Here is a 25,304-nt window from a genome sequence, read left to right on the forward strand (position 1 = left end):
GGTAACGGAAAAACACATTGCTTATGATAGCAAAACGGACGGCCCCGAAAGACCGCCCGCCTTAATCTTGCAGCCCAACCCCAAAACTTAGTGGCCAGAACTGGCACCTGAAAAATCAGGCCTTGGCAGGCCGGAAAGTTCAAGCTGCTGCACCAGTGCTTCCTTCAAACGTTCCAGACACGCTTCTGTCCGGCCTTCTGCACGCGCAACCAGAACGGCCTGCGTGTTGGAAGCCCGCAACAGCCACCAGCCATCCGGGGTGTTTACGCGCACGCCATCAATTTCAGAAACATCCGCACCTTCCTTACGGAGGCGTGCGGCAACTTCCTCAATAACCTTGAACTTGCGATGATCATCACACTCAAAACGCAATTCCGGAGTGGATACGGTTTTGGGCAATGCTTCACGGAAAGCAGAAAGCGGTTCATCCATACGGGCGATAATATCCAGCACGCGCACACCGGCGTACAGGGCATCATCAAAGCCGTACCATTTGTCTGCAAAAAAGATATGGCCAGACATTTCACCTGCCAGAGATGAACCTGTTTCCGCCATTTTAGATTTGATGAGCGAATGCCCCGTGCGCCACATCAGTGGCTTGCCACCGGCTTCTGCCACTTCATCAAACAGCACTTGGCTGGCCTTGGCATCCGCAATGATAGTGGCCCCGGAATGGGATTTCAGCACATCGCGCGCCAGCAGGATAAGAAGCTGATCGCCCCACAGGATGCCGCCTGTATTATCCACTACGCCAATGCGGTCTGCATCACCATCAAATGCAATACCCAGATCAGCCTCATGCTCACGCACAGAAGCTATGAGCTGTTCCAGATTTTTGGCAACCGTTGGATCTGGATGATGTACGGGAAAAGTGCCGTCAATTGTGGCGTTCAGCACAATGTGCTCGCCCGGCAGCTTTTTCACCAGCATTTCCAGAACTTCGCCAGCAGAGCTGTTGCCGTTATCCCAGACAACTTTCAGCTTGCGCTGCCCGCCAATATAATCCTTTACAAGGCGTTCTACATATTCTGCACGAATATCCACATCGCGCACGGTGCCTTTTTCTTCTGGCACCACATCGCCTCTGGCAGCCAGGTCCCCCAGCTCCCGAATCTGGGCACCGAAGAAAGGCTTGCCAGCCAAGGTGATTTTAAAGCCGTTGTGATCTGGCGGATTATGGCTACCTGTCACCATAACGGCGCCATCAGCCTTAAGACTAACAGACCCATAATACAGCAGAGGTGTGGGGCCACGCCCCACACGCACTACATTTAGCCCGCATGCTACGGCACCTTGCACCAATGCCTTCTCCAATGAAGGAGAAGACAAGCGGCCATCATAGCCCACAACCAGCGTTTTACCGCCGTTGCGGCGCACAAGGCTGCCAAAGGTGCGGCCAATGGCAAACGCATCATCGGTTGAAAGGGTTTTACCAACAATTCCGCGAATGTCGTATTCGCGCAGGCTGGTCGATTCAAACCTATGCGTAAAAGACATCAGATTTTATCTGTGTACTTTTTCAGAAATTCCTTCACGCCATCAGCAAGATCAGGACGTTCCAGAGCAAAGGCTACCTGAGCTTCAAGGAAGCCAAGCTTGTTGCCGCAATCATAGCGGGTGCCTTCATAACGCAGGCCGTGGAAAGGCACCTGACCAATGGTTTTTGCCATGGCATCTGTAAGCTGCACTTCACCACCTGCACCTTTTTCCAGCTTGGAAAGGTAAGGCATAACTTCTGGTGTCAGCACATAACGGCCAATAATGGACAGGTTGGAAGGTGCATCTTCCGGCTTTGGCTTTTCAACCAGGCCTTTTACTTCCACAAGGCGGCCATCATCCTTGCCTGTGTCCAGAATACCGTAACGGTTTGTCTGTTCACGCGGCACTTCTGTTACCGCCACAACGCTACCGCCTGTTTCATTATACGCATCGGCCAGTTGCTTCAGGCAGCCTTTGCCGGATGCAGCCTGCACGATATCATCGGGCAGCAGGATGGCGAACGGATCATCCCCAATAAAGGAACGTGCGCACCAGATAGCGTGCCCAAGGCCCAGTGGTTCCTGCTGACGCACTGCAATAAGAGAGCCTGCTTCAATAGAGCTGGGTTCCAGCGCTTTCAGGCAATCAATCTTGTTGCGCTCTCTGAGCGTATCTTCCAGCTCGTAAGCAATATCAAAGTAATCAATAAGAGAGTCCTTACCGCGGCCTGTAATCAGGCAGAACTCTTCAATCCCGGCTTCACGCGCTTCATCAATCGCATACTGGATCAGCGGCCTGTCAACAACAGGCAGCATTTCCTTTGGCATGGCCTTGGTTGCGGGCAGAAAGCGCGTTCCCAATCCCGCAACAGGCAGGACTGCTTTACGTAAAGGCTTGGGTTTGGACACGAATACAACACCTTAAAAAACGGGTTAAACCTCAACCATCAGAACCACCCTGCCCGCAGAGAGCACCCTGCCAACAACACGGCTCATCAAGAATGCAGCAAAACCCGCCCAGCGTGCAAAAACGCGTGTACGTGTTTTAGGCCACACTCTACATGGCTTTTATTTTACACATCTAAAACCATGCGCCTATTCTAAAAACCGGAAAAGAGAGGCGTGAATATGACAATTCATGCATAAAAATGCAGAATTATACTCTGGCAGAACAGATATGCGCCCAACAGGCAGAAGTTTCTGCTGTATTCTATTGCTCTGATTTTATTTTGTTTTTGAAGAAGTATGGTGCGGCCGAGAAGACTCGAACTTCCACGGGGTATTCCCCCACAAGCACCTCAAGCTTGCGCGTCTACCATTCCGCCACGGCCGCACGTGACAATCGGCACCAGAAGAGCGATACCGTTGGTGAACAGCCCTATAGCCGAAGCAGGAACATGCGGCAATGACAAAAGAACAAATTTTATGGGAAATCAGCAAAAAACTGGTTCCGTACCCTCAAGCACTTAGCCGTATGGAAAGCATGGCCCGCAGCATTCGTGCGGAGGAAGCCGCAGAACGCGTGTGGTTACTGGAACATCCACCCCTTTATACTTCTGGTACATCGGCCAAAGCGGAAGATCTTTTCAATCCCGCGCATTACCCCACCTATCACGCAGGCCGCGGCGGCCAATGGACATATCATGGCCCAGGGCAAAGAACCGCTTATGTGATGCTGGACCTGCAACGCCCCCACGGCCCCGTTCCGGCCAGAGACCTGCGTGCTTATGTGCATGCACTGGAATCGTGGGTGATTGGTGCATTGGCCCATTTTGGCATTCACGGTGAGGTGCGCGAAGGACGCGTAGGCGTATGGGTTACGGACCCCAAAACCGGGAATGAGGAAAAAATTGCCGCCATTGGGGTGCGTGTTTCCCGCTGGGTAAGTTGGCATGGCGTTGCCATCAACCTAGACCCCAATATGGCGGATTTTGAAGGCATTGTGCCCTGCGGAATCAGGGAATACGGCGTAACCAGCTTTCGTAAACTCGGGCTTCCCACCACCATGCAGGAACTGGACCACGCGCTGGCCCAATCCTGGGCCAACACATTTGGCAGCATGCCTTCTCCCTTACAGGAAGTGGCCGTTATACAGGATCTAGACTGATAGAAATAACGTGCCTGCGTTCATCCACAATCTGGATGGAAGAAAGCGCAAGCCTGTTTGCGACATCATGAAAAACCAGCGTGACCAACCCCTGTGAAGGGTTATCCGTGCGTGTGAGCGAAAGCTGCAACACGCCGGGTTGCTTTTGCACGTTAGTAACAGTGACAGCGCCAGATAGCACAACCGGGTTATCCAACAGCAAACCCAGCGGATTATGCACCAGACCAATACGGGTTTGGGAGCCCTGCTGGGCATCTGTAAACACAGCATGATGGCCAGAAGCCCGAAGCTCCATTTCATGCGGTGCTGTGTAGTGCATATACAAGGACCCGGGCTTGTAGGTGATTAACCCACCACCACGGCTGCCATTCGCCCATGTTTGCAAAAACGGCGCGTTTTCCAAATCCACAGTGCGGAAGTAATTTTCCACACGGGCAACATCGGCGTTTTTTGCGCCGGATGTACCCTGCATGGCCTGCCCCGCGCAGGCCGCCAACGCCAGTGGTGCCAGCACGGCAAATACACGACGGTTTAATTTCAGCCCTTTGCGCATTATGCCACCTTCTCGGCTTCCTGCGGTGTGCGCAGGGTAAGAGCCAGAGCATGCAAACCACTGGAAAATTCAGGGGCCAGTGCCTCGTGCACCATGCGGGAACGGTTCACGCGGTTAACACCTTCAAAAGCTGCGGAAACCATAAGCACCCGAAAATGCGTTTCCGTGGCACCGGCTTCTGGCCCCCGCACCATGGCCTTATGGTGAGCGTGGCGGTGGCTTTCATCCTCAATTTCCAACACAACAGGGTTGAATGTTTTTTCCAGAACATTACGAACCCGCTGCATACGCACACCTTCTGCCTTGGAAAGAGCCGAAGAATCTGAAAGACTGGTCATATCCCTGTTTACCTCTTGCTACAGATGCTTTTGCACCGCACATAACGCTAAATGATTAAACGTAGGAACACCCGCCCCCGCGCGTTCGATCCTGACCCTGACGCACCAGCACGTTGCTGTGACATGCCGAGCTGTCAGGAACCGGCAGGTTATCGCGCGCCCCGCTCGCGCGATGCGCTGAACCAGTATTACTGGTTCTGCCTCAACCATGTTCGGGAATATAATGCGCGGTGGGATTATTACAAAGGCATGAGCCCCGGCCAGATTGAAGCGCACCTGCGCGCAGATATCGGGTGGGACCGGCCAACATGGGCTTTTGGCCAAAGCGCCAAAGGAGCAAAACGCGCCACCCCCAATGAAGAGGATATTCTGGACCCGCTGGATATTCTGGGCCAGAACCGCCGCTCCCGCGCAGAACGCGCACGTGCGCAGGCTTATCAGGAGCGTACATCCGCCCCTGCGGCATTGCGGGAACCTTTGGCCATTCTGGGGCTTTCTTGGCCTGTCAGTATGGAAGAAGCCAAAAGCCATTACCGGGCATTGGCGCGCAAACACCATCCGGACACCAATAACGGAGACCGGAATGCCGAAGAACGGCTTAAAAAAATCAATGTTGCCTTCACGATTGTGAAGACCCATCTCTTAACCGAAAGCCTCGAAAAAGCGCTGTGATGATGTATGCTGCATGCAGGGCATCATATATTTCCAGTAGCTTTGCCTTTTTTCTTTCCTGTCAGACAAAGAGCGCAGACATATAGCCATGACGGATATTTCCAGCCAGTCCAACGCTTCCGAACTCCCACCCATTTCAGCCATTTCCGTACCAGATATGGAAGTAAGCGTGCGTGATGTGTTCGGCCTTGATTCTGACATGAAGGTGCCTGCCTTTTCCATCCGCACAGAACATGTGCCAGAAGTGGATAAGGCTTATCTGTTCGACCACGACACCACGCTGGCCATTCTGGCAGGCTTTGCCTTCAACCGCCGCGTGATGGTGCAGGGCTTTCATGGCACCGGCAAATCCTCCCACATTGAACAGATTGCCGCACGCCTGAACTGGCCGTGCATTCGTATCAATCTGGACAGCCACATCTCCCGTATTGACCTGATCGGCAAGGACGCCATTGTAGTGAAGGACGGCCAGCAGATTACCGAATTTCAGGAAGGCCTGCTGCCGTGGTGCCTGCAACGCCCCTGCGCACTGGTGTTTGATGAATACGATGCAGGCCGTGCAGATGTGATGTTTGTGATCCAGCGCGTGCTGGAAGTGGAAGGCAAGTTGACCCTTCTGGACCAGAACCGTGTGATCTCCCCGAACCCGTTCTTCCGCCTGTTTGCCACGGCCAACACCGTTGGGCTGGGTGATACAACCGGGCTGTATCACGGCACGCAGCAGATCAACCAGGCCCAGATGGACAGGTGGAATATCGTGACCTCCCTGAACTATCTGCCGCATCAGCAGGAAGTGGGCATTGTGTGCGCACGCCTTGGCATTGCGGAAGATGATAAGGCAGAGCGCGATAAAATTGATAACATGGTGGCGCTGGCGGCCCTTACCCGCTCCGGCTTTATGGCGGGAGATCTTTCTACCGTTATGTCACCCCGTGGAGTTATTGCCTGGGCAGAGAATGACCGCATCTTCAAGGATGTGGCCTTTGCCTTCCGCGTAACCTTCCTGAACAAGTGTGATGAAGCCGAACGCAGCATGGTGGCGGAGTATTATCAGCGCTGCTTCAACACCAGCCCGCTGCCCGGCCGCACTGCCTGAATCGGATTTTTTCATGGCTGAGCGCACCAAAGGTCCATCCTCCCCCAACACACCGTCTTTCTCTCGGGAACAGGCGGAAAAACGGGCGGACACTTTCAAGCAGGCCACATCTGCCGCTTTACGCGCCATTGGCGGGCAGAAAGAGGCAGATGTTTCCTTCCACAGTGGCAACATGCCTCTGGCACCGATCAGCCTTGGGGAAAAAGTGCGCCTGCAATCTCCTTCTCTCAATTTAAGTGAGGAGGAAATGCAGCGCATCCGCGGTGCGGCAGATGCGCAGGCCCTGCGCCTGAAACACCATGACTTTGCCCTGCACGCCGCCCGCCAACCTGCTGAAACGCAGGCACGCGATGTGTATGACGCACTGGAACAAGCCAGAATTGAATCTGTAGGCGCACGCCACATGAAAGGCGTGGCCGCCAACCTGCGCCACCGGCTTGAGCAGGATATCCGTGCATCCGGGCTGGACCGGATGAAAGATGCCTCCCAGCTTTCCCCTGTGGTCGGGCTGGAACTGCTGGCGCGTGAAAAACTGACAGGCCAGCCAGTGCCCGAACCGGCGCAGGCTATTCTGGAAAAATGGAAGCAGACCCTTTCACCAGAGGCCCTGAGCGCGCTGGATGAAATGGCCAAGCACCAGACGGATCAGGCAGCATATGCACGCGCCAGCCGTCAGCTTATGGCTGCCTGCGCCCTGACAGAAGACGACACGGCATCTGAAGATATGGATGCCAACAATGAGTCTTCTGAAGCTGCAGATTCGCAGGACGATTCAAACCCGCCACCCCCAGATCAGGAAGAAAACACATCCCCTCAGCAGGATGAGCAGGAAGAGGAAATCTCTCAACCTCAACTGATGGCGGGCAGCAGCGAGTCTTCTTCAGAATTTGCAGAAGAAGAACACGATGCCAGCATGGGTGAAGGCACGGGGGAAGCCGCAGGCCCGGGCAGCAGGCCGGAAAATGAACCCGGCCTGACAGCCAAAGGCTACCACCCCTACACCACCCAGTTTGATGAAGAAATTCGCGCAGAAGAACTGTGTGACCCAGAAGAACTCTCCCGCCTGCGGCATCAACTTGATCTGCAATTAGCCACTTTGCACGGTGTGGTCTCTCGGCTTGCCAACCGGCTCCAACGCCGGTTGATGGCACAACAAACGCGCTCTTGGTCGTTCGATCTGGAAGAAGGTATTCTGGATGCAGGCCGTCTGTCCCGCATTGTGGTCAACCCCATGCTTTCCCTGTCTTACAAGCAGGAAAAGGATACGGAATTCCGCGATACCGTTGTTACTCTACTAATTGATAATTCCGGCTCCATGCGGGGACGGCCCATTTCTGTTGCGGCATCCTGCGGGGATATTCTGGCCCGTACGCTGGAACGCTGCGGCGTAAAGGTGGAAATTCTGGGCTTTACCACCCGTGCATGGAAAGGTGGCCAAAGCCGGGAACTCTGGCTGCAAAATGGCAAGCCGCCAGAACCGGGCCGCCTGAATGATTTGCGCCACATTGTTTACAAATCAGCCGATATGCCGTGGCGACGTGCGCGCACAAATCTGGGCCTGATGCTGCGTGAAGGCCTGCTGAAAGAAAACATAGATGGTGAAGCCCTGCTGTGGGCATGGAACCGTATCAGAAACCGGCAGGAAGCCCGTAAGATTCTGATGGTGATTTCAGACGGCGCTCCGGTGGATGACAGCACGCTTTCCGTCAACCCGGCCTCTTATCTGGAAGACCACCTGCGCGCTGTAATTGATATGATCGAAAACCGTAGCCCGGTGGAATTAACGGCCATTGGTATCGGGCACGATGTCACGCGCTATTACCAAAAGGCCGTTACCATTACAGATGCAGAGGAACTGGGGGGCACAATGCTCCAGTCCCTCTCCGCTCTGTTTGAAGAAAAACGCCGCCCGCGCAAACGGGCACGTTAAGGGCAAAAGTGCCGTCTGCTGAGCTTGTATTTAGGCCAGCGGGCGGCCCAAACGGACCTGAACCATATCTGCCAAGCCAGCCAGCATAATATCTGCATCTTCCTTGGTTGTGCGATGGTTTACGATAGCCGCACGAATAGCCAACTTGCCATGAATGCGCGTGGTGGACGGGGCTGCAATGCCACTTTCCTGAAGGTCCTTCACCAGTTCCGCATTCAGTGTATCCAGATCACCCACATCGGGCATGTCCACCCGAAAACACACAATATTCAGCGTTACGGGAGCCAGCAGGGTAAGGCCGGATGTGGCAACCACGCGAGATGCCAGATATTGCGCCACCGCGCAGGATTGCGCCACCACATTACCCAACCCTTCGGTGCCAAACCCCGCCAGCGTGAACCACACCTTAAGCGCCCGAAACCCGCGCGAAAGATCTGGTCCAAAATCACAAAACCACGGGGCATCTGCTGCCAATCCACGATCCTCGCGCGAGAGATAGGCTAAGGATTGCGCAAAGGTTGCCGCTTGCCGCCCCTGTTCACGCACCAGCACACAGCCTGCATCGTAAGGCACTTGCGCCCATTTATGAAAATCGAAGGCGAGGCTATCGGCCCGCTCCAGCCCCTTGAGCAATGGGGCATAGTCTGGCGCCAACTGTGCCAATGCGCCAAAAGCCCCATCTACATGGAACCAGAGCTTTTCGGCCTTTGCGTAACCTGCCAGTTCATCCAGCGGGTCCACACTGCCTGTGTCCACAGTGCCTGCCGTGCCAACAACTAGAAAAGGCTCGTATCCATCCGCCCTGTCCTGCGCCACCATGCGGCGCAGAGCCTGCATATCCATACGAAACGCAGCATCAACCGGCACGCGGCGTAGGGCTTTCATGCCCAACCCGGCCATATCAAATGCACGGGCTACACAGCCATGTGCAGTTTGCGCTGCGTATCCTACCAGTTTGCGACCTGCCACGCCTTGCTCACGCAAAGCCGTGCCATCGGGCACTGCGCGGCTGGCAGTCAGAATGGCAATAAAATTGGCCATGGAAGAACCGGTAACCAGCACACCGCTTGCTGTATCCGGAAAGCCGAACATTTCCGCCGCCCAGCGAATAACCATGCGCTCCACTTCAACCGGAGCATGGTTACGGCCACCCAGATTGGCATTTAGGCCAGCAGCCAGCATTTCTGCCAACATGCCCTGTGCCGTGCCTCCACCATGCACCCACCCCATAAAGCGCGGGTGCCGGTTGCCCACCGCATAAGGCTGCACTGTACTAGCAAACTGCTCATACAACCCTTCAAGCGGTTGCGCACCATTGGGCAATGGTGCCTGTTTGAAGTTCTGCCGCAGCGTATCCGGCATAGGTTGCCATACCGGGCCTTTTGCCACGTTTTTTATGGACTCAAGCATGTCATCCAACATGCGGTGGCCCAGTGTGCGCAATTCTTCCCAGTTTTCTGGATCTAACCCGGCCACTTCTGTTTTCTCCAATATCCGTATTCAGGATGCGTGTCGTATCTCTGGCGTTTGCTCATGCTGTTCTGCCTGTTGTGTCATGCGGGCAAAACGGCGGGCCAGAACGGCGCATACAAAAAGCTGGATCTGGTGATACATCATAAGTGGCAGAACAATCATCCCCACCGATGCGGGAGGAAACAGCACGTTGGCCATAGGCACCCCGGATGCCAGCGTTTTTTTGGAGCCACAGAACACCACGGCAATTTCATCTTTAAGCGGCAGGCCAAAAGCACGACCGGCAAAAATGGTAATGCCCAGCACCACAAACAGTAACACGGCATCCACCAGCGCAATCACGCCCATTTCTGCCACGGGCAGCTTGTGCCACAGCCCTTGCATTACGGCATCACTAAACGCCGCATACACCACCACCAGCACAGAGCCTCGGTCTGAAAAAGAAAGAAGTTTTTTATTGCGATGCGCCCACGGGCCAAGCCAAGGCTGCAACACCTGCCCCAAAATGAAGGGCAGCAAAAGCTGGTAAACAATATCCAGCGGGTTGCCAGCCGCACCACCATGCTTGCTGAGAATAAGCCCTACCAACACGGGTGTAATGAAGATGCCCAAAACGTTGGACGCCGTGGCCGCACATACCGCCGCAGGCACATTGCCCCCACCAATGGAGGTAAACGCGATGGAAGACTGCACGGTGGAAGGCAAGCAGCATAAAAACAGCACGCCCATCCAGATTTCTGGCTGCATTAGATTAGGCAGAAGCGCGTGGCCCAACAGCCCCAGCAGCGGGAACAATACAAAGGTACAGCACAGAATAAGCAGGTGCAGCTTCCATGCCACCAAGCCATCCACCACGGCCTTGCGAGAAAGCCTTGCACCTTGCAAAAAAAACATCAGGGCAATCAGGCCAATGGAAAGCCACCTAAAAACCGGAACGGCTGCCCCGTGGCAGGGAAAGAACGTTGCCAGCAGCACAGCGCTGACCAGCCCCATTAAAAAGGGGTCCAATTTCAAAAACCGCACGCGCCTGACCTTTCGTTCTTCTTTCTGGTTGCCTGCATGTTTTACTTACGGCACCCTTTATCTGAAATGAAACAGTATACTTTCCTGTCCCTCTCCGTTCTCGGTGCTGTGAGCATTTATGCCACAGTTGCTGCGGCTCCGGCTTTTGCGGCCCCTCCTTCTGGCTGCGCGGTGGTTTCCCGTGCTTCCGGGCAGGAAACGGCACAAGGTGTTACCTATCAGAATCTGGTGTTACGCACCCCAGATGGGGGCACCACATTTAAGGCAGGCCACCTTACCCTGCACGGTTCTGGAGAAACGCCCGAAGCCACGCATGATCTGGCAGATGCGGCCTCTCTGCTCCTAATGTCCGCCATGACGGGGCATCACAATGCCGCGTGCACAGATTGGCTGAATACACAGGGCAAACGCGTGCTGGCGGGCCTTCAGGCAGGCAAAAGCTATGATCTGACATGGCAGAATGCCACACTTACGCATGGTGCTGCACAGGTAAGCGTCAACACCGCGCGCTACCAGATGCAGGGCGGCAGTGCTACGGCCTCGGCATCATTGGGGATGGATGGGGTAAGTTTCCATAACGTTGCCAATCAGGATCTGCTACCCACAGCAGCCCATGCCACGTTCTCTCTCCCCGCAGCAGAAGTGCCAGCCCTGATGAGCGCCATTGGGGGACGCAGCACCAGTGCACCGGCTGTGCATGCCACCATTTCCAGCTTTGATGCCACGCAGGGAGATGCCTCCTTACACGGCAATGGCGTGGCAACGCTAACAGGCAATGTGAACAACACATCAGCCTCTGGGCATCTGGAAATTACAAATCTGGAAACCCTGATTGATAAAGCCCGCACCGCCAAGCAGATGAAGCTGGCCGCAGGCATGGTTGTGGCCCGTTTGGTAAGCCACAAACATGGTGAGCAGAATACGTGGGATACAAAATGGGAAAGCGGTGTGCTGACCGTAAACGGCTTCCCCATTCCGCTGAAATAAACAAAATGGCCGGAGGGACTTAAATGCAGCCCCTCCGGCCATTGGGCCTTTTTAGGCCATTTCCATAACTTTTTCGCACATACCGGCCAGATCCTTCAGCACGCGCCGGGCCAGATCTATGCGCTGCACGTTGGTAAGTTCGCGCACAACCGCCATTTTGTGGTCTGGCCGCAAGCGGACTGTACCGTCCTTCCATTTCCCCATCCACTGCACCAACCCGGCCGGGTTGCGGAAGGTATTATTGCGGAACTGCAGCACCATACCCTTAGGGCCAGCCTCAACACGCTCTACCCCGGCCTGACGGCACAGGCGCTTAAGCTCCACAATATCCAGAAGGTTCTTGACCTCCGGCGGCAGGGAACCAAAGCGGTCTATCAGTTCGGCTTCCATGGCTTCCAGTTCCGCATCAGATGCCAGTGCACTGATACGGCGGTATAGCCCAAGCCTTACGGGCAGATCGGTTACATACTCATCCGGGATCAACACCGGCAGGCCCATAACAATGTTGGGCGTCCAGTCCCGATCCTCTGCAGCGCGGCGGTTTTTATCCGAGCGGAGGTCGGCCACGGCATCTTCCAGCATCTGCTGGTAAAGTTCGATCCCCACTTCGCGCACATGGCCGGATTGCTGATCGCCTAGCAGATTACCCGCACCACGCAAATCCAGATCGTGCGAGGCCAGCGTAAAGCCAGCACCCAGCGTATCCAGCGTTTGCATTACTTCCAGCCGCTTTTCTGCGGAAGCTGAAAGCACATGCGTTTGTGGCCATGTCAGATAAGCGTAGCCTCGCTGCTTGCCACGCCCCACACGCCCACGCAGCTGGTAAAGCTGCCCAAGGCCAAACATATCTGCCCTATGGATAATCAGCGTATTCACCGCAGGCATATCCAGCCCGCTTTCCACAATATTGGTGGAGAGCAGAATATCGTATTTACCGTCTGAAAATTCGGTCATCACCCGTTCCAGCTCGGTGGCGGAAAGACGACCATGCGCCTGTATCAGCCGGGCATCGGGCACAATGGCGGTCAGCCGTTCAGCCAGCCTGTCCAGATCCTCAATACGCGGGGCTACGCAAAAAATCTGCCCACCACGGAAGCGTTCACGCTGGATGGCTTCCCTTATCACCACACTATCAAATGGCATGATGAAGGTGCGCACCGCCAGCCTGTCTGTTGGTGGGGTAGCAATCAGGCTCATTTCACGCACGCCGGAAAGCGAGAGTTGGAGCGTACGCGGCAATGGTGTGGCGGAAAGTGTGAGCACATGCACATCTTCGCGCAGGGCTTTCAGCTTTTCCTTATGGGACACACCAAAATGCTGTTCTTCATCAATAATCAGCAATTCGAGCGAGGCAAACTGAACCGTTTTGGCCAACAGTGCGTGCGTGCCGATAACAATGTTTACGCTACCATCTGCAATGCCCTTACGCACTGCTGTGGCTTCCTTACCCGTTACCATACGGGAAAGCTGCGCCACCTTGATGGGAAAGCCCTCAAACCGCGCAGCGAAGGTACGGTAATGCTGCCGAGCCAGAAGCGTAGTGGGCACCACAACAGCCACCTGCCCGCCTGACATAGCCGCCACAAAGGCCGCGCGTAAGGCCACCTCAGTTTTACCAAAGCCCACATCACCACATACCAGACGATCCATTGGACGACCGGAAGACATATCCTCCAGCACATCGGCAATGGCGCGCGCCTGATCATCCGTTTCCACAAATGGGAAGCGAGCACAGAACTCATCCCACTGCCCTTCCGGCGGAACCAGCTCCGGCGCTTCCTTCAGGGCACGCATGGCGGCGGTTCTGATAAGCTCACCCGCCATATCGCGGATGCGCTTTTTCATTTGCGATTTACGGTTCTGCCATGCCGTGCCGCCCAGCTTATCCAGCGCAACACCTGCCTGGTCTGACCCAAAGCGGCTGAGCAGTTCGATATTTTCTACAGGCAGGTAGAGTTTCTGCCCACCATCATACAACAGGCGCAGACAATCATGTGGGGCCACGCCTACGCTTACGGTTTCCAGACCATCATAACGGCCAATCCCGTAATCCTGATGCACGACCAGATCACCGGCTGAAAGTTCGCTGGCTTCGGCAATCAGTTCATCTGCACGGCGGCGGCGGCGTGGTGGGCGGCCAATACGTTCACCCAGCAGATCCTGTTCGGAAACAAACGCCAGATCATCTGCTACAAAACCGCGTTCCAGCCCAAGTGTAAGCAACCCAACCGGGCCGGGTTTGGCTTTATGGGCTTGTTCCCATGTCTCATACGTCTGGGTAGGCACGCCGTGTTCACGCAGCAATGTGGCAATGCGCTCGCGCGAGCCTTTGGTCCACGCAGCCACAAAGGCGCGGCGTTTAACCTGCGCCCATTCCTTTACCTGATCCCCCAATAGCGTAAACACCTGCTCACGCTGGGCACCGGGCACAATTTTGGAGAACATCTTACCGGGGCGGCCGCCTACATCCACACCTCCGGCACCATCGGGCTGTGCATAGGGGCTAAATGCCACCACAGGCACGCGGGACAGGCAGGCATCCCAGCCTTTTTCATCCAGATAAAGCAGATGCGGAGGCAGCGGGCGGTAGGGTATTTCCCCTTCCCGCACAGGCTGACGGCGGGCCTGATAGTGGTCTTCTATCATTTCCAACCGGGATTTCAGTACATCCTCAGCCTGATGTTCGAGCGAGACAGCAACATCTGGCAGGTAATCAAACAGTGTTTCTAAGTGATCATGGAACAAGGGCAGCCAGTGTTCGATGCCCGGATGCCTGCGCCCATCTGAAATATGCTCATACAGCGGATCAGACGTGGCAGCGGGGCCAAAGGCATCACGCCAGCCGGTGCGGAAGCGTGAAATGCTTTCCTTGTCCAGCGAGAATTCAGAAACGGGACAAAGTGTCAGCCCATCGCGCTTGGCCGTAGAGCGTTGGGAACCGGGATCAAACGCGCGGATGTTTTCAACCTCATCCCCAAACAGATCAAGCCGCAAGGGCTCACCTGCGCCAGCGGGGTACAGATCAAAAATACCGCCACGGGTTGCAAATTCCCCGGCTTCCATCACCGTATCCGTGCGGGTGTAGCCATTGGCGATCAACAGCTCGATCAGAAAGCCCTGATCCAGACTTTCCCCCGTGCGGATGGAAAGTGATTGCCCTTCAAATGTTTTACGCGGGGCCACACGCTGCACCACGGCGTTCACCGTAGCCAGCACAAGCCGAGGGCGGCCTTTTGCGGGTTCAAGCAGGCGCGTAAGGGTGGAAACACGCTCGGCCACAATGGCAGGGTTGGGAGAAACCCTGTCATACGGCAGGCAATCCCATGCAGGAAAGCGCAGTACATCCACATCAGGCGCTACAAAGGCTAGCATATCATTCAGGCGGGCCATGGCGGCATCATTGCGCGCAATATGCAGCACCGGGCCTTTATGATCCCGCGCACGACGCGCCAGCAAAAGGGCATCATACCCTTCTGGCACGCCCCATACGGTTGCTATCCGCTTTTGTGCGCCTGTCTGTGCTGTCATCCCGGTATCCGCCTGTTCTTAAATACGCACACCCCGCAAGCCGCCAGCATGCCTGTGCCGGAGCCTGAAGGGTTTTTATTAACCGCCGCGCCTGATACGGCTATCTTCCACCATACGGCGTAACATGGGGGTGGCTTTCTCTTCCGGCAATGGCAGGCGGCCAAACAGCCAGTCTGTCAGCTCCGGATCTGGCATTTCCAGAATGTTTTCCATGTCCGTCAGTTCTTCTGCCGTCATGGTATCTGCATTGGCTTCTACAAAGCCGCCAATCAGAATATCTGTTTCAAACGTGCCCCGATGGTTGGCACGGAACTTCAGCCGCCGCCTGCGGGCAGCCAGATTATCTTCCGCCACGCCAGATGCGCTGGAGGAAGATGAAGGAGAAGAAGCTGTAAAATTGTCTTGCATGGCGCTGGTATCCTATACCGTTGCTAAACCTGTCTGTCAGCCTGCCAAACAGAGGCTTGTGTATCGCTTGTGTCCAGTCCCCTTTCCTTCACATCCTCTTCGGTTCTTGGGCAAGATGGCAATTCTGCCCTAGCCCCATTACTGGCCCCGCTAGAAAGCCTGCCCGGTGTCAGCACCGCACGCGCCAAGCTGCTAGGCCGCATTGCAGGCGGGCGCAGGGTGATGGACCTGCTGTTCTGCCTGCCCGAAAGCATTACAGACCGCAGGCTGCGCCCCACATTGGCGCAACTCAGGCCCGATACAATCGCAACCGTTACAGGCGTAGTGCAGGATATTCGCAGCCCAGCCCCGCGCACCCGCCAGCCGTGGCGGGTGAGCATTGATGATGCCACGGGTGTGCTGGAAGTCGCCTTCTTTTCCCCCTGGCAGGCCAAACAGGTTGTGAAGGGAGAAAGCATTGCCCTTTCCGGGAAGGTGGAACGCTTTGGCGATAAGCTCACCATCACATCCCCCGATTATCTGGTGCCCGCAAACCAAATAGAGCGCATTCCGCTGCTAGACCCCGTTTGGCCCCTTACGGCTGGGTTATTTACCGGGCAGGTGCGCATGGCCATGACAGCCGCCCTGCGCCTTTTGCCGCCCAACCTGCCCGAATGGCATGACAAGGCCCTTATCAAACAAAAAAACTGGCCGGATTTTGCCACGGCCCTGAACTGGATGCACTTTCCAGACACCATCCCCGATAGCGCGCAGGGGGATGCATGGCACGGCAACCGCACACGTGCGCAGGCACGTCTGGCGTGTGATGAACTGCTGGCAGACCAACTGGCCATGCGCATTGCCCAACAGGCATCTCGCGCCCGGCCCGGCCGCAGCCTGAACGGTGATGGCCACTTGCAAAAGCAGACCCTCGCCAGTTTTGGGCATGAACTGACCTACGGCCAAAAACACGTTCTGCGTGAAATTGAAGCCGATATGGCCATCCCACACTGCATGAGCCGCCTTTTGCAGGGCGATGTAGGCGCGGGCAAAACCCTTGTGGCCCTTATGGCCATGCTGCGAGCGGTAGAAGCTGGCACCCAAGCCGCGCTTATGGCGCCTACGGAAATTCTGGCCCGCCAGCACGCAGCCACGTTCCGCCGCCTTTCCCCCGTGCCGGTGGCGTTTTTATCCAGCTCTGTCAAAGGCAAGGCGCGCAAACAAACGTTGCAGGATATTGCCGATGGTACCGCCAAGCTGGTGGTAGGCACCCACGCGCTTGTACAGGACGGCGTAAAATTTGCTGATCTGGGGCTGGCCGTTATTGATGAGCAACACCGCTTTGGGGTCGATCAACGTCTGGCATTGGTGGAAAAAGGCCATGATGCCGACATGCTGGTGATGACAGCAACCCCCATCCCGCGCACGCTGTTGCTTACCCGCTTTGGGGAAATGCAGATCAGCCGGTTGGAAGGCAAACCGGCAGGCCGTAAGCCCGTGCGTACATCTCTGCACAGCCTTGGCAATTTTGAAGATGTGCTAGCAGGCATTGGCCGCGCGCTGGACAAAGGCGCACAGATTTTTTGGGTGTGCCCTCTGGTTTCTGAAAGTGAAGCCATGGATCTGGCCGCCGCCGAAGCCCGACACGCGGCTTTGGTTGAGCGTTTTGGAGATAAAATCGGGCTGGCACATGGGCAGCAGGATGCCAATGTGCGTGAGGAGGTGCTGCAAGCCTTTGCCAAAGGTGAAACCCGTATGCTGGTAGCCACCACCGTAATTGAAGTGGGCGTGGATGTGCCCTCCGCCACCATTATGGTGATAGAACATGCAGAACGCTTTGGGCTGGCGCAGTTGCATCAGCTCCGTGGCCGTGTGGGGCGTGGGGCAGATGCCTCCTTCTGCCTTATGCTGCATGATGAAGGCTTGGGCCTGACAGCACGGCGCAGGCTTTCCTGCCTGAAGGAAACGGAAGACGGTTTTTTAATTGCGGATGAGGATTTTCGCCTACGTGGCGGAGGTGAGGCAACGGGCCGGCGTCAATCCGGCCTGCCAGACTACCGCATGGCGCCTGAAATGCTGGTGGACATGCTGTTAGACACAGCACACGATGAAGCCACGGAGATTCTACCGGATGGCCCCCCCACCAGCACGCCGGAAAAGAACCTGCCGGTAGCGGCCCGCATTTTGCTAACGCTGTTTAACAAAACCGATGCCGCACGCATTTTCAGCGGCGGCTAAACGGTTGCAGCTTTAGCCTTCTACGGCAGCCAGCCACGCCTTAACCTGCCCTTCCGGGTCTGGCTGGCGAATAAAGGCTGATACGGCAGAAACACTATCGGCCCCGGCCTCAATACAGGCCCAGGCACGTTCCAGCGTAATGCCGCCAATAGCTACTAGCGGAAGGTTGCCAATAAGCTTGCGCCATTCTGTTAGCTTCAATGGGCCTTGGGGGCCGAACGCCATTTTTTTCAGCTTGGTTTCCCATATTGGGCCAAGGGCCACGTAATCCGGGTTGCAGCTTAGAGCGCGATCCAGCTCTTCATGGCAATGGGTGCTAATGCCAAGGCGAATACCGCCTTTACGGATGGCTGTCAGATCTGCCGTATCCAGATCTTCCTGCCCCAGATGAATGTAATCTATGCCTTCATCCAGCGCGATCTGCCAGTAATCATTCAGCACAAGGCACACGCCGTGTTGCTTGGCATAGGCATGGCCCTGGCGAATTTCCGCACGCAGTGCGTCTTCTTCCATGTCCTTCAGGCGGAGCTGAATAAAGCGTGCACCTGCACCGCCCAGCCTGTCCACCCATGTGGCGCTATCAACAACGGGATAAATCTTTTGGGGCAGAGCTGTCATGCCAGCATGGCCTTTCCTGCAACGGGAGTAGAGGGAACAGCCATATCGCGCTCTTCCATTGGGTCTGCAATACGGGCCAGTTCCCCGGCCTCTACCGCCAGACGAAACGCACGGGCCATATTGACGGGGTCTCCCGCCTTGGCCACGGCGGTGTTTATCAGCACGGCATCATAGCCAAACTCCAACGCTTGTGCTGCGTGGGAAGGCACACCAATACCTGCATCCACCACCAATGGCACACCGGGAAAATGCGCCCGCATGGCCCGCAGGCCGAACACGTTGTTCAACCCCTTGCCAGAGCCAATAGGCGCGCCCCACGGCATCAGCACCTCGCACCCCACGGCCAGCAACTTTTCCGCCACCACCAAATCTTCCGTGGTGTAGGGGAACACCTTAAAGCCATCTTCGGTAAGAATACGCGCGGCCTCTACAAGCCCGAACACATCTGGTTGGAGCGTATCCAGCTCACCAATCACTTCCAGCTTCACCCAATCCGTGCCGAACACTTCCCGCGCCATGTGCGCTGTGGTGACGGCTTCCTTAACCGTGTGGCAACCTGCCGTGTTTGGCAGCACCGGCACCTCGAGTTCCTGAATAAGAGACCAGAACGCCTGACCGGCCCGTTCCCCTGCAGATTCGCGGCGGAGGGAAACAGTTACAACACCCGGCTGGGCGGCCAGCACGGCATCACGCAAAATCTCGGGCGATGGATACTGGGCCGTACCCAGCATGAGTGGTGAAACAACATCCTGCCCATAAAATGAAACAACCATGCCCTCAGCCCCCTTGCATGGGGGCAACAATTTCAATTTGCGCCCCTTCTTCCAGCGGCGTTTCATTGCGCGTTGCCTTGGGCACAAACCGGCCATTTAACGCCGTGGCAATGCGTGCACCGCTATAGCCGAGTTCATCTATCAGGGCCGCCAGTGTTTTGGCGGAGACCTCGTGCGCTGTATCGTTAACCACAACTTTCATCGGGCGTTGCTCCTTAGGCCTGTGGGCCAAATATCAGGTCTGCCGCCTCCCGCGCCCGAGCGGGAGAAAGCAGAAAACCGTGCCGGTACATACCGTTGATATAAATGCGTTTTCCATCCTGCACCACGCGGGGCATGTTATCTGGGTAAGACGGACGCAAACCTGTGCCCATTTCCAGAATTTCCGCCTCGGCAAAACCGGGGTGCAAGGTCCATGCCGCATTCAGCAGTTCCATCATGGAACGCACTGTCATGCCGCCAGCATTTTCGCTTTCAATCATGGTGGCACCCACCATGAACACATGGTCAGCCCTTGGCACAATGTAAACCGGTATGCGCGGGTGCAACATGCGCACAGGCCGATGCAAGGTAACATCCGGGCAGCGCAGCAACAGCATTTCACCCCGAACGCCACGCAGGCTGTCCAGCTTTTCACGCGCAGCAAGGCCGGTGCTATCTACCACCCAATCAAACGCGGATTCATCCGGGCAGGTTTCACCAAACTCGGCGCGGCCACCCAGTTGTTCCAGCCGTGCCAGAAGGGCCTTTAACGCCTTGCGCGGGTCCACATGACCTTCATCGGGAAAGAACAGCCCTTTATGAAAACGGCCTGCCAGATCCGGCTCAAGCTGGGTAATCTCTACCGTGCCTATTGTCTGAAAATGCGATGTGCGGCGGCCAAAGCGGACAATTTCCCCCACATCTCGCGCTGGTGCCAGCACAAGGCTGCCTTCGCGCGTGACATCTGGCACATGCTCCGCCCACCACTCTACCGAATCGATGGATTGGGCGGTGACTTCCTCTGGCGCAGATTCGGCCTCGCACCACGGGGCAAGCATACCGCCTGCCATCCATGAGGCTCCGGCCCCCACGCGGCCTCCGCTTTCATACAGGGTTACATCACCACCCCGCTCAGCTAGTGCTACGGCGGCTGTCATACCCGCCACACCGGCCCCTTTTACCAGAATGCGCGGTTTGCCGTTCATACCTTCTACCTTGCCTCCGTTACTGGCGCTGTGCTGCTGCATCTGGGCGTTATAACACGCCTCAACCCCTGCTTCTGCAAGGGCTTATGCCGCTTTAGTGTTCAGAATGCCCGCACAAGCAGCACCATGAGCAGGCAACATTCCGTTACTGCCGTGGCAATCCAGCGCATGCCCATATAGCCGGGCGGCAACCAGCCACGCTGCCATGCGCCACGTTCAGCCAATGCCACCAGCGGAAAAAGCACAGCCAGAATAATCACCCCGGCAAGTGGCACCCATGCGTAAGCCAGATAAGCCGCAATCCATCCGGCAAAAGCAGGCACCACACCCAAAACCAGCCGCAAATTATCGGCCCTGTCTGCCCCGCTTGTGAGAATGGCGCGGTCAAGCTCCAGCGCCAGCCCCCAATGCACGGCCCCGATAAAAGACAGGCTTACCGCCCCGTAAATCACCAACGCCATCAACAGATTGGGCACAGGCACGCCGGAATCGAAAAACACAATGCCGCATGTGCAGGCAACAAAGGGCAGAAGCCCCGCTGCCATAAGCACCACAGCCAGAAATGGAAGTTTTTTCATGAACGTGCAGCAGGCCCTTACCTGATAATTTCATACCCAATATGGTTGACAGAAAAGCCCAACAAGCGGCCACTAGCAACCGTAGGCAGGTTTACCCTGCCCACCGTGTTCCGCCCGGAACCAAAAAAAATAACACCGGCTTCTGCGCCAGAGGCCAGACAATAAAGGAACGGAAACACCAATGAGTGCCATTGTTGACATTATCGCACGTGAAATTCTGGACAGCCGCGGCAACCCAACGGTTGAAGTAGATGTGGAGCTGGCATCCGGCGCCAGAGGGCGTGCGGCTGTTCCTTCTGGTGCCTCAACCGGTGCGCATGAAGCCGTAGAACTGCGCGATGGTGACCCCAAGCGGTTTGGTGGCAAGGGTGTTCTCAAAGCTGTTGAGAACATTGAAAACGAAATTCTGCCTACGCTACAGGGTGCCGAATCGGCAGACCAGATCGATATCGACAACGCCATGATCGATCTGGATGGCACACCCAACAAAAGCCGTATGGGTGCCAACGCCATTCTGGGCGTCTCCCTCGCCATTGCCAAAGCCACGGCTGCCGAACTGCATGTGCCGCTCTACCGCTACATTGGCGGCGTGTTTGCCCATGTTCTGCCCGTGCCGATGATGAACATTGTCAACGGTGGTGAACATGCAGATAACCCCATTGATATTCAGGAATTCATGGTGCAGCCGGTGGGAGCACCTACTGTGGCCGATGCCATCCGCTGGGGTTCGGAAATTTTTGCCCAGCTGAAAAAGGCCCTCAGCGCTGCTGGCTACAACACCAATGTTGGGGATGAAGGCGGCTTTGCCCCTGCCCTTAAATCTGCCGATGAAGCACTGGGCTTTATCACCCGTGCCGTGGAAGCCGCAGGCTACCGCCCGGGTGAAGACGTTACCTTTGCGCTGGACTGCGCCAGCACAGAGTTCTTCAAGGACGGCAAATACAACCTGAAGGGAGAAGGCAAGGCATTCGATTCCGCTGGCATGGTGTCCTACCTGTCTGACCTTGTAAGCCGTTACCCGATTGTTTCCATTGAAGACGGCATGGCCGAAGATGACTGGGAAGGCTGGGCCCTGCTGACGCAGGAACTGGGCAAGAAAATCCAGCTGGTTGGAGATGATCTGTTTGTGACCAACCCGGAACGCCTGCGCCGCGGCATTCAGGCTGGTGTTGCCAACTCTCTGCTGGTGAAGGTCAACCAGATTGGCACACTTACGGAAACACTTCAGGCCGTGGAAATGGCGCATCGTGCTGGTTACACCGCTGTAATGAGCCATCGCTCCGGTGAAACAGAAGATTCCACCATTGCTGATCTGGCTGTGGCCACAAACTGTGGGCAGATCAAAACCGGTTCTCTCTCTCGTTCCGATCGGACAGCCAAATACAACCAGCTCATCCGTATTGAGCAGGAACTGGCAACGGCTGCACGCTATGCAGGCCGCACCATTCTGAAAAATGCCTAAGCCACAGCGCTTTTAGCGCAACAGGTTACAAAAAAGCCGCTCTCCCACCCGGAGGCGGCTTTTTTCATGCGCTCATGCCTTGGCGCTGCCACACTTCATGGTTTAGACAGAAAGGAAGACCCAGAGGTGCAGGCTAAACTGCACAGAACCAGAAAAAAGGCAGCGCCAGAGTGCAGATCGGTCGTTTCATTCGTCGCACAGTGCGGGCGGTTGTGCCCCCTTTGGTTTTTCTTGGCATTGCAGGCTATTTTGGCTGGAACGCAACGCAGGGTGATCACGGTATTCAGGCCTACAGGCAGCAATTGGGGCTGCTGGAACAGGCCAAGCAATCCAAACAGGATGCCATTGCCGAGCAGGCTGCATGGCACCGCCGCGTCAACGGCTTGCGTGAGCAATCTCTGGATACAGATATTCTGGATGAACGCGCCCGCGCCATGCTGAACATGGCAGACCGTAACGATATTGTTGTGCCTTACGATAGGCGAGACCCGCTGTTTTAAGCGCCATCCCTTAAAATCTGTGCCGGACAACGCATTCTTCCGGCGCATGCAGGCATAAAAAAAACGGCGCCCGAGAGCGCCGTTTTTCATATCCACATTCCGAAGAATGCAGATTATTTGATCTTGGCTTCGCGGAACACGACGTGCTTGCGAGCAACCGGATCGTACTTCTTCAGTTCCATTTTACCGGTGTGCGCACGAGCATTTTTCTTGGTCACGTAGAAGTAACCGGTGTCCGCCGTGGAGACGAGACGGATCTTGATAACGTTGGTCTTGGCCATGACTTCCTCAGCAGAGCATGATGTACGGAGCCGCATAAACGGCACCGACGGTGTTCAAGTGCCGGCAAAATGCGCATACAAGTGCAAAAGGTCAAGTATTCTTGCATCAAAGCGGTGCAACAGGCCAAAAAAGGAGGACTTTTCATGCTGGATGTGGCTGTTGCGCGCGCCCGAATTCTTGAAAACCTGAAAACATGCGGGCAGGAAATTGTGCCGCTTTCGCAGGCCTGTGGCCGCGTGCTGGCCCAGCCCGTTCATGCCCGCACGGCCAACCCACCGGTTTCTGTTTCCGCAATGGATGGATATGCCGCCAAAGCCGAAGACGCGCTGGAAGGCGCGGTTTTGCGCATTGTGGGCGAAGCACCCGCAGGCCATCCATGCGCTGTTACGGTGCAGAAAGGGGAATGTGTGCGGCTATTTACCGGCGCGCAAATTCCCGTTGGCGCAGATACCGTCATCATTCAGGAAAACGTGCAGCGTGAAGGCGATCACGCCAAGCTGACAGCCCCGGCACGCCAAGGGCAGTATATTCGCCAGCAGGGGCAGGATTTTCAGAAAAACGATGAGTTGTTGCCCGCAGGGCGCAGACTCGGACCACGTGATATCGGGCTGGCTGCTGCGGGCGGGCATGTTTGGCTTACGGTTTCGCGCCGCCCGCGCGTGGGTATTCTGGCCACGGGTGATGAAATTATCCTGCCTGGAGACCCAGCCCCGGCAGATGGCATTTTCAATTCCGCCACCTTTATGGTGGCTGCCCTGCTGCAACAACAGGGCGCAGAGACCATTATGCTCCCTATTGCGCGCGATAACATGGAAAGCCTGACAACCCAGTTCCGCCAAGCTGCATCACTGGACATGCTGGTAAGCATTGGTGGCGCAAGCGTGGGGGATTACGATCTGGTGCGCCCTGCTCTGGCTGAAATTGGGTTGCAGCAGGATTTCTGGAAAATTGCCATGCGCCCCGGCAAACCGCTGATGTCTGGCCGGCTGGGCAACACACCCATTATTGGCCTACCCGGTAACCCGGTGGCCGCTATGGTGTGCTCCATTGTGTTTGTAACACCTGCCCTGCATACCCTAATGGGGCTACCCGTTGGCGATGAACTGCAAACAGAGGCCGCCATTCTGGGTTGTGATGTGAAAGAAAACGATGCCCGGCAGGATTTTTTACGCGCAACACTTGCGCCCTCTCCGCAAGGCGCTGTACCTGTGGCCACGCCATTTTCCCGGCAGGATTCAGCACAGCTGAACATTCTCAGGCAAAGCCAGGTTCTGGTGCTTCGTGCCCCCTTTGCCCCGGCGCAAAAAGCAGGCACACCCTGCCAGATTATCCGACTGCCCTGATCGCTCCCTTGACATAAAAAGAGAACTTATATAGAACAATCGCAAGATTTTCTTTTCATTACGACAGCCGCTTTTTGAGGTGCGATATGCTGACGCGCAAACAGCACAAACTTCTACTATTCATTGATTCGCACCTTAAACAGACAGGTTTCTCACCTTCCTTTGATGAAATGCGTGAGGCCATGGGCCTGCGTTCCAAATCTGGCATTCACCGGCTTATTTCCGGGCTGGAAGAACGCGGGTTCTTGCGCCGTCACCATCATCGGGCACGGGCGCTGGAAGTTATTCAACTGCCAGAAATGCAGGAACTTCCCCCCAACGTGGTGCGTGCCAGCTTTACACGCCCCAAAGCGGAAACTGTAAGAATCCCGCTTTATGGGCGCATTGCTGCTGGCCTGCCCATAGAAGCCGTGCCTGATACCTCCCACGTCCTCACAGTTCCTGCTGAAATGCTGGGCAGTGGTGATTACTACGCGCTGGAAGTAGCTGGGGATTCCATGGTGGATGCCGGTATTCTGGACGGTGACAGCGTGATTATTCGCCGCACGGATCAAGCCGAAAACGGGCAGATTGTGGTGGCGCTGATTGATGAGCATGAAGTTACGCTCAAGCGCCTGCGCCGCAAGGGCAATATGATTGCGCTGGAACCGGCCAATTCCAGCTATGAAACCCGTATTGTTCCGGCTGAAAAACTGCGTATTCAGGGCTGCCTAGCCGGGTTGATCCGCCAATATTAAGTAAACGGCCTGCG

24 protein-coding genes and 1 tRNA gene are annotated in these 25,304 nt (G+C 55.9%); 10 read left to right on the top strand and 15 right to left on the bottom strand.

Translation table 11 applies throughout. The annotated features are described in order from the left end of the window. Nucleotides 1-87 precede the first annotated feature (87 nt). The 3 genes from pgmG to FCN51_RS13760 form a co-directional block, all read right to left on the bottom strand. Nucleotides 88-1,497 (bottom strand): phosphoglucomutase/phosphomannomutase PgmG, encoded by a 1,410-nt coding sequence (pgmG, locus tag FCN51_RS13750; RefSeq protein ID WP_160256198.1) that lies wholly within the window; start codon nucleotides 1,495-1,497, stop codon nucleotides 88-90. Continuing rightward, nucleotides 1,497-2,387, bottom strand: a complete 891-nt coding sequence (gene galU / locus FCN51_RS13755; RefSeq protein ID WP_003628729.1) for a UTP--glucose-1-phosphate uridylyltransferase GalU — start codon at nucleotides 2,385-2,387, stop codon at nucleotides 1,497-1,499. The genes pgmG and galU overlap by 1 nt, the downstream gene beginning before the upstream one ends. Before the next feature lie 337 nt (nucleotides 2,388-2,724). After that, a tRNA-Leu gene (locus FCN51_RS13760) sits at nucleotides 2,725-2,811 on the bottom strand. Nucleotides 2,812-2,883: 72 nt separating this feature from the next. Between FCN51_RS13760 and lipB the strand changes: the two genes are divergently transcribed. Continuing rightward, complete coding sequence (gene lipB / locus FCN51_RS13765; RefSeq protein WP_124295329.1) at nucleotides 2,884-3,585, top strand: lipoyl(octanoyl) transferase LipB; 702 nt, start codon at nucleotides 2,884-2,886, stop codon at nucleotides 3,583-3,585. On the opposite strand, the gene FCN51_RS13770 is transcribed toward lipB, so the two are convergent. Together FCN51_RS13770 and FCN51_RS13775 are read right to left on the bottom strand one after the other, a co-directional pair. Further along, entirely contained in the window at nucleotides 3,566-4,138 is a 573-nt protein-coding gene (locus tag FCN51_RS13770) for a LolA family protein (protein WP_160256199.1), read from the bottom strand. The genes lipB and FCN51_RS13770 overlap by 20 nt on opposite strands. Beyond that, a complete protein-coding gene (locus FCN51_RS13775) occupies nucleotides 4,138-4,476 on the bottom strand; it encodes a BolA family protein (RefSeq protein ID WP_003623453.1) in 339 nt (112 codons plus the stop codon). The genes FCN51_RS13770 and FCN51_RS13775 overlap by 1 nt, the downstream gene beginning before the upstream one ends. 51 nt (nucleotides 4,477-4,527) lie before the next feature. Here FCN51_RS13775 and FCN51_RS13780 point away from each other — a divergent pair, with 51 nt between their 5' ends. The 3 genes from FCN51_RS13780 (at nucleotide 4,528) to cobT (ending at nucleotide 8,174) form a co-directional block, all read left to right on the top strand. Beyond that, nucleotides 4,528-5,148, top strand: a complete 621-nt coding sequence (locus FCN51_RS13780) for a J domain-containing protein (RefSeq protein WP_012812849.1) — start codon at nucleotides 4,528-4,530, stop codon at nucleotides 5,146-5,148. An 88-nt stretch (nucleotides 5,149-5,236) separates the two neighbouring features. Further along, entirely contained in the window at nucleotides 5,237-6,244 is a 1,008-nt protein-coding gene (gene cobS, locus FCN51_RS13785) for a cobaltochelatase subunit CobS (protein WP_050819675.1), read from the top strand. 13 nt (nucleotides 6,245-6,257) lie between these two features. Continuing rightward, a complete protein-coding gene (gene cobT / locus FCN51_RS13790; RefSeq protein ID WP_160256200.1) occupies nucleotides 6,258-8,174 on the top strand; it encodes a cobaltochelatase subunit CobT in 1,917 nt (638 codons plus the stop codon). A gap of 30 nt (nucleotides 8,175-8,204) precedes the next feature. Here the strand turns inward: cobT and FCN51_RS13795 are convergent, their stop codons facing one another. Together FCN51_RS13795 and FCN51_RS13800 are read right to left on the bottom strand one after the other, a co-directional pair. Beyond that, nucleotides 8,205-9,650: a pyridoxal phosphate-dependent decarboxylase family protein gene (locus FCN51_RS13795; protein ID WP_160257132.1), complete on the bottom strand. Its 1,446-nt coding sequence runs from the start codon at nucleotides 9,648-9,650 to the stop codon at nucleotides 8,205-8,207. Between the two features lie 24 nt (nucleotides 9,651-9,674). Further along, a complete protein-coding gene (locus tag FCN51_RS13800; RefSeq protein WP_012812847.1) occupies nucleotides 9,675-10,670 on the bottom strand; it encodes a bile acid:sodium symporter family protein in 996 nt (331 codons plus the stop codon). A gap of 36 nt (nucleotides 10,671-10,706) precedes the next feature. On the opposite strand from FCN51_RS13800, the gene FCN51_RS13805 reads away from it, so the two are divergent. Beyond that, on the top strand, nucleotides 10,707-11,657 hold the full coding sequence (locus FCN51_RS13805) for a DUF945 family protein (RefSeq protein WP_020944700.1): 951 nt from the start codon (nucleotides 10,707-10,709) through the stop codon (nucleotides 11,655-11,657). Between the two features lie 51 nt (nucleotides 11,658-11,708). Here the strand turns inward: FCN51_RS13805 and mfd are convergent, their stop codons facing one another. Further along, nucleotides 11,709-15,185 carry a transcription-repair coupling factor gene (gene mfd, locus FCN51_RS13810; RefSeq protein ID WP_124295326.1) on the bottom strand — a complete coding sequence of 1,159 codons (3,477 nt, stop codon included), beginning with the start codon at nucleotides 15,183-15,185 and terminating at the stop codon, nucleotides 11,709-11,711. A gap of 78 nt (nucleotides 15,186-15,263) precedes the next feature. Next, the gene (locus tag FCN51_RS13815) at nucleotides 15,264-15,593 is read right to left on the bottom strand and encodes an FAD assembly factor SdhE (protein WP_003623435.1); all 330 of its coding nucleotides are present in this window, start codon (nucleotides 15,591-15,593) and stop codon (nucleotides 15,264-15,266) included. A 69-nt stretch (nucleotides 15,594-15,662) separates the two neighbouring features. Here FCN51_RS13815 and recG point away from each other — a divergent pair, with 69 nt between their 5' ends. Then, nucleotides 15,663-17,810, top strand: coding sequence for an ATP-dependent DNA helicase RecG (recG, locus tag FCN51_RS13820; RefSeq protein ID WP_160256201.1), 2,148 nt, complete (start codon nucleotides 15,663-15,665; stop codon nucleotides 17,808-17,810). 12 nt (nucleotides 17,811-17,822) lie between these two features. Here the strand turns inward: recG and FCN51_RS13825 are convergent, their stop codons facing one another. From FCN51_RS13825 to FCN51_RS13845, 5 genes are all read right to left on the bottom strand, one after another. Beyond that, nucleotides 17,823-18,428, bottom strand: coding sequence for a thiamine phosphate synthase (locus FCN51_RS13825; protein WP_124305946.1), 606 nt, complete (start codon nucleotides 18,426-18,428; stop codon nucleotides 17,823-17,825). Further along, complete coding sequence (locus FCN51_RS13830; RefSeq protein ID WP_160256202.1) at nucleotides 18,425-19,201, bottom strand: thiazole synthase; 777 nt, start codon at nucleotides 19,199-19,201, stop codon at nucleotides 18,425-18,427. Before FCN51_RS13830 ends, FCN51_RS13825 begins: the two co-directional genes overlap by 4 nt. Before the next feature lie 4 nt (nucleotides 19,202-19,205). Then, nucleotides 19,206-19,403: a sulfur carrier protein ThiS gene (thiS, locus tag FCN51_RS13835; protein WP_003623426.1), complete on the bottom strand. Its 198-nt coding sequence runs from the start codon at nucleotides 19,401-19,403 to the stop codon at nucleotides 19,206-19,208. Between the two features lie 13 nt (nucleotides 19,404-19,416). Continuing rightward, nucleotides 19,417-20,388 carry a glycine oxidase ThiO gene (gene thiO, locus FCN51_RS13840; protein WP_160257133.1) on the bottom strand — a complete coding sequence of 324 codons (972 nt, stop codon included), beginning with the start codon at nucleotides 20,386-20,388 and terminating at the stop codon, nucleotides 19,417-19,419. A gap of 101 nt (nucleotides 20,389-20,489) precedes the next feature. Further along, nucleotides 20,490-20,966: a DUF3429 domain-containing protein gene (locus FCN51_RS13845; RefSeq protein WP_003623021.1), complete on the bottom strand. Its 477-nt coding sequence runs from the start codon at nucleotides 20,964-20,966 to the stop codon at nucleotides 20,490-20,492. A gap of 181 nt (nucleotides 20,967-21,147) precedes the next feature. Between FCN51_RS13845 and eno the strand changes: the two genes are divergently transcribed. Together eno and FCN51_RS13855 are read left to right on the top strand one after the other, a co-directional pair. Continuing rightward, nucleotides 21,148-22,428 (top strand): phosphopyruvate hydratase, encoded by a 1,281-nt coding sequence (gene eno / locus FCN51_RS13850; RefSeq protein WP_160256203.1) that lies wholly within the window; start codon nucleotides 21,148-21,150, stop codon nucleotides 22,426-22,428. 170 nt (nucleotides 22,429-22,598) lie between these two features. Beyond that, nucleotides 22,599-22,928, top strand: a complete 330-nt coding sequence (locus FCN51_RS13855; protein ID WP_003623018.1) for an FtsB family cell division protein — start codon at nucleotides 22,599-22,601, stop codon at nucleotides 22,926-22,928. Nucleotides 22,929-23,041: 113 nt separating this feature from the next. Here the strand turns inward: FCN51_RS13855 and rpmG are convergent, their stop codons facing one another. Beyond that, a complete protein-coding gene (gene rpmG, locus FCN51_RS13860; RefSeq protein ID WP_003623017.1) occupies nucleotides 23,042-23,209 on the bottom strand; it encodes a 50S ribosomal protein L33 in 168 nt (55 codons plus the stop codon). Nucleotides 23,210-23,278: 69 nt separating this feature from the next. Here rpmG and FCN51_RS13865 point away from each other — a divergent pair, with 69 nt between their 5' ends. Further along, nucleotides 23,279-24,553, top strand: a complete 1,275-nt coding sequence (locus tag FCN51_RS13865; RefSeq protein WP_160256204.1) for a molybdopterin molybdotransferase MoeA — start codon at nucleotides 23,279-23,281, stop codon at nucleotides 24,551-24,553. Between the two features lie 86 nt (nucleotides 24,554-24,639). Further along, nucleotides 24,640-25,290 (top strand): transcriptional repressor LexA, encoded by a 651-nt coding sequence (gene lexA / locus FCN51_RS13870; protein ID WP_003623014.1) that lies wholly within the window; start codon nucleotides 24,640-24,642, stop codon nucleotides 25,288-25,290. Nucleotides 25,291-25,304 lie beyond the last annotated feature (14 nt).

Origin of the sequence: Acetobacter pasteurianus, from assembly GCF_009914215.2 — a bacterium.
Taxonomy (GTDB): Bacteria; Pseudomonadota; Alphaproteobacteria; order Acetobacterales; family Acetobacteraceae; genus Acetobacter; species Acetobacter pasteurianus.

What these genes read in the sequence shown, in the direction of transcription:
- pgmG (WP_160256198.1), bottom strand. Translation starts at nt 1,497, where the DNA reads ATGTCTTTTACGCATAGGTTTGAATCGACCAGCCTGCGCGAATACGAC.
- lipB (WP_124295329.1), top strand. Translation starts at nt 2,884, where the DNA reads ATGACAAAAGAACAAATTTTATGGGAAATCAGCAAAAAACTGGTTCCG.
- FCN51_RS13770 (WP_160256199.1), bottom strand. Translation starts at nt 4,138, where the DNA reads ATGCGCAAAGGGCTGAAATTAAACCGTCGTGTATTTGCCGTGCTGGCA.
- FCN51_RS13775 (WP_003623453.1), bottom strand. Translation starts at nt 4,476, where the DNA reads ATGACCAGTCTTTCAGATTCTTCGGCTCTTTCCAAGGCAGAAGGTGTG.
- FCN51_RS13780 (WP_012812849.1), top strand. Translation starts at nt 4,528, where the DNA reads ATGATTAAACGTAGGAACACCCGCCCCCGCGCGTTCGATCCTGACCCT.
- cobS (WP_050819675.1), top strand. Translation starts at nt 5,237, where the DNA reads ATGACGGATATTTCCAGCCAGTCCAACGCTTCCGAACTCCCACCCATT.
- cobT (WP_160256200.1), top strand. Translation starts at nt 6,258, where the DNA reads ATGGCTGAGCGCACCAAAGGTCCATCCTCCCCCAACACACCGTCTTTC.
- FCN51_RS13805 (WP_020944700.1), top strand. Translation starts at nt 10,707, where the DNA reads ATGTTTTACTTACGGCACCCTTTATCTGAAATGAAACAGTATACTTTC.
- mfd (WP_124295326.1), bottom strand. Translation starts at nt 15,185, where the DNA reads ATGACAGCACAGACAGGCGCACAAAAGCGGATAGCAACCGTATGGGGC.
- FCN51_RS13815 (WP_003623435.1), bottom strand. Translation starts at nt 15,593, where the DNA reads ATGCAAGACAATTTTACAGCTTCTTCTCCTTCATCTTCCTCCAGCGCA.
- FCN51_RS13825 (WP_124305946.1), bottom strand. Translation starts at nt 18,428, where the DNA reads ATGACAGCTCTGCCCCAAAAGATTTATCCCGTTGTTGATAGCGCCACA.
- FCN51_RS13830 (WP_160256202.1), bottom strand. Translation starts at nt 19,201, where the DNA reads ATGGTTGTTTCATTTTATGGGCAGGATGTTGTTTCACCACTCATGCTG.
- thiS (WP_003623426.1), bottom strand. Translation starts at nt 19,403, where the DNA reads ATGAAAGTTGTGGTTAACGATACAGCGCACGAGGTCTCCGCCAAAACA.
- thiO (WP_160257133.1), bottom strand. Translation starts at nt 20,388, where the DNA reads ATGAACGGCAAACCGCGCATTCTGGTAAAAGGGGCCGGTGTGGCGGGT.
- FCN51_RS13845 (WP_003623021.1), bottom strand. Translation starts at nt 20,966, where the DNA reads ATGAAAAAACTTCCATTTCTGGCTGTGGTGCTTATGGCAGCGGGGCTT.
- eno (WP_160256203.1), top strand. Translation starts at nt 21,148, where the DNA reads ATGAGTGCCATTGTTGACATTATCGCACGTGAAATTCTGGACAGCCGC.
- rpmG (WP_003623017.1), bottom strand. Translation starts at nt 23,209, where the DNA reads ATGGCCAAGACCAACGTTATCAAGATCCGTCTCGTCTCCACGGCGGAC.
- FCN51_RS13865 (WP_160256204.1), top strand. Translation starts at nt 23,279, where the DNA reads ATGCGCATACAAGTGCAAAAGGTCAAGTATTCTTGCATCAAAGCGGTG.
- lexA (WP_003623014.1), top strand. Translation starts at nt 24,640, where the DNA reads ATGCTGACGCGCAAACAGCACAAACTTCTACTATTCATTGATTCGCAC.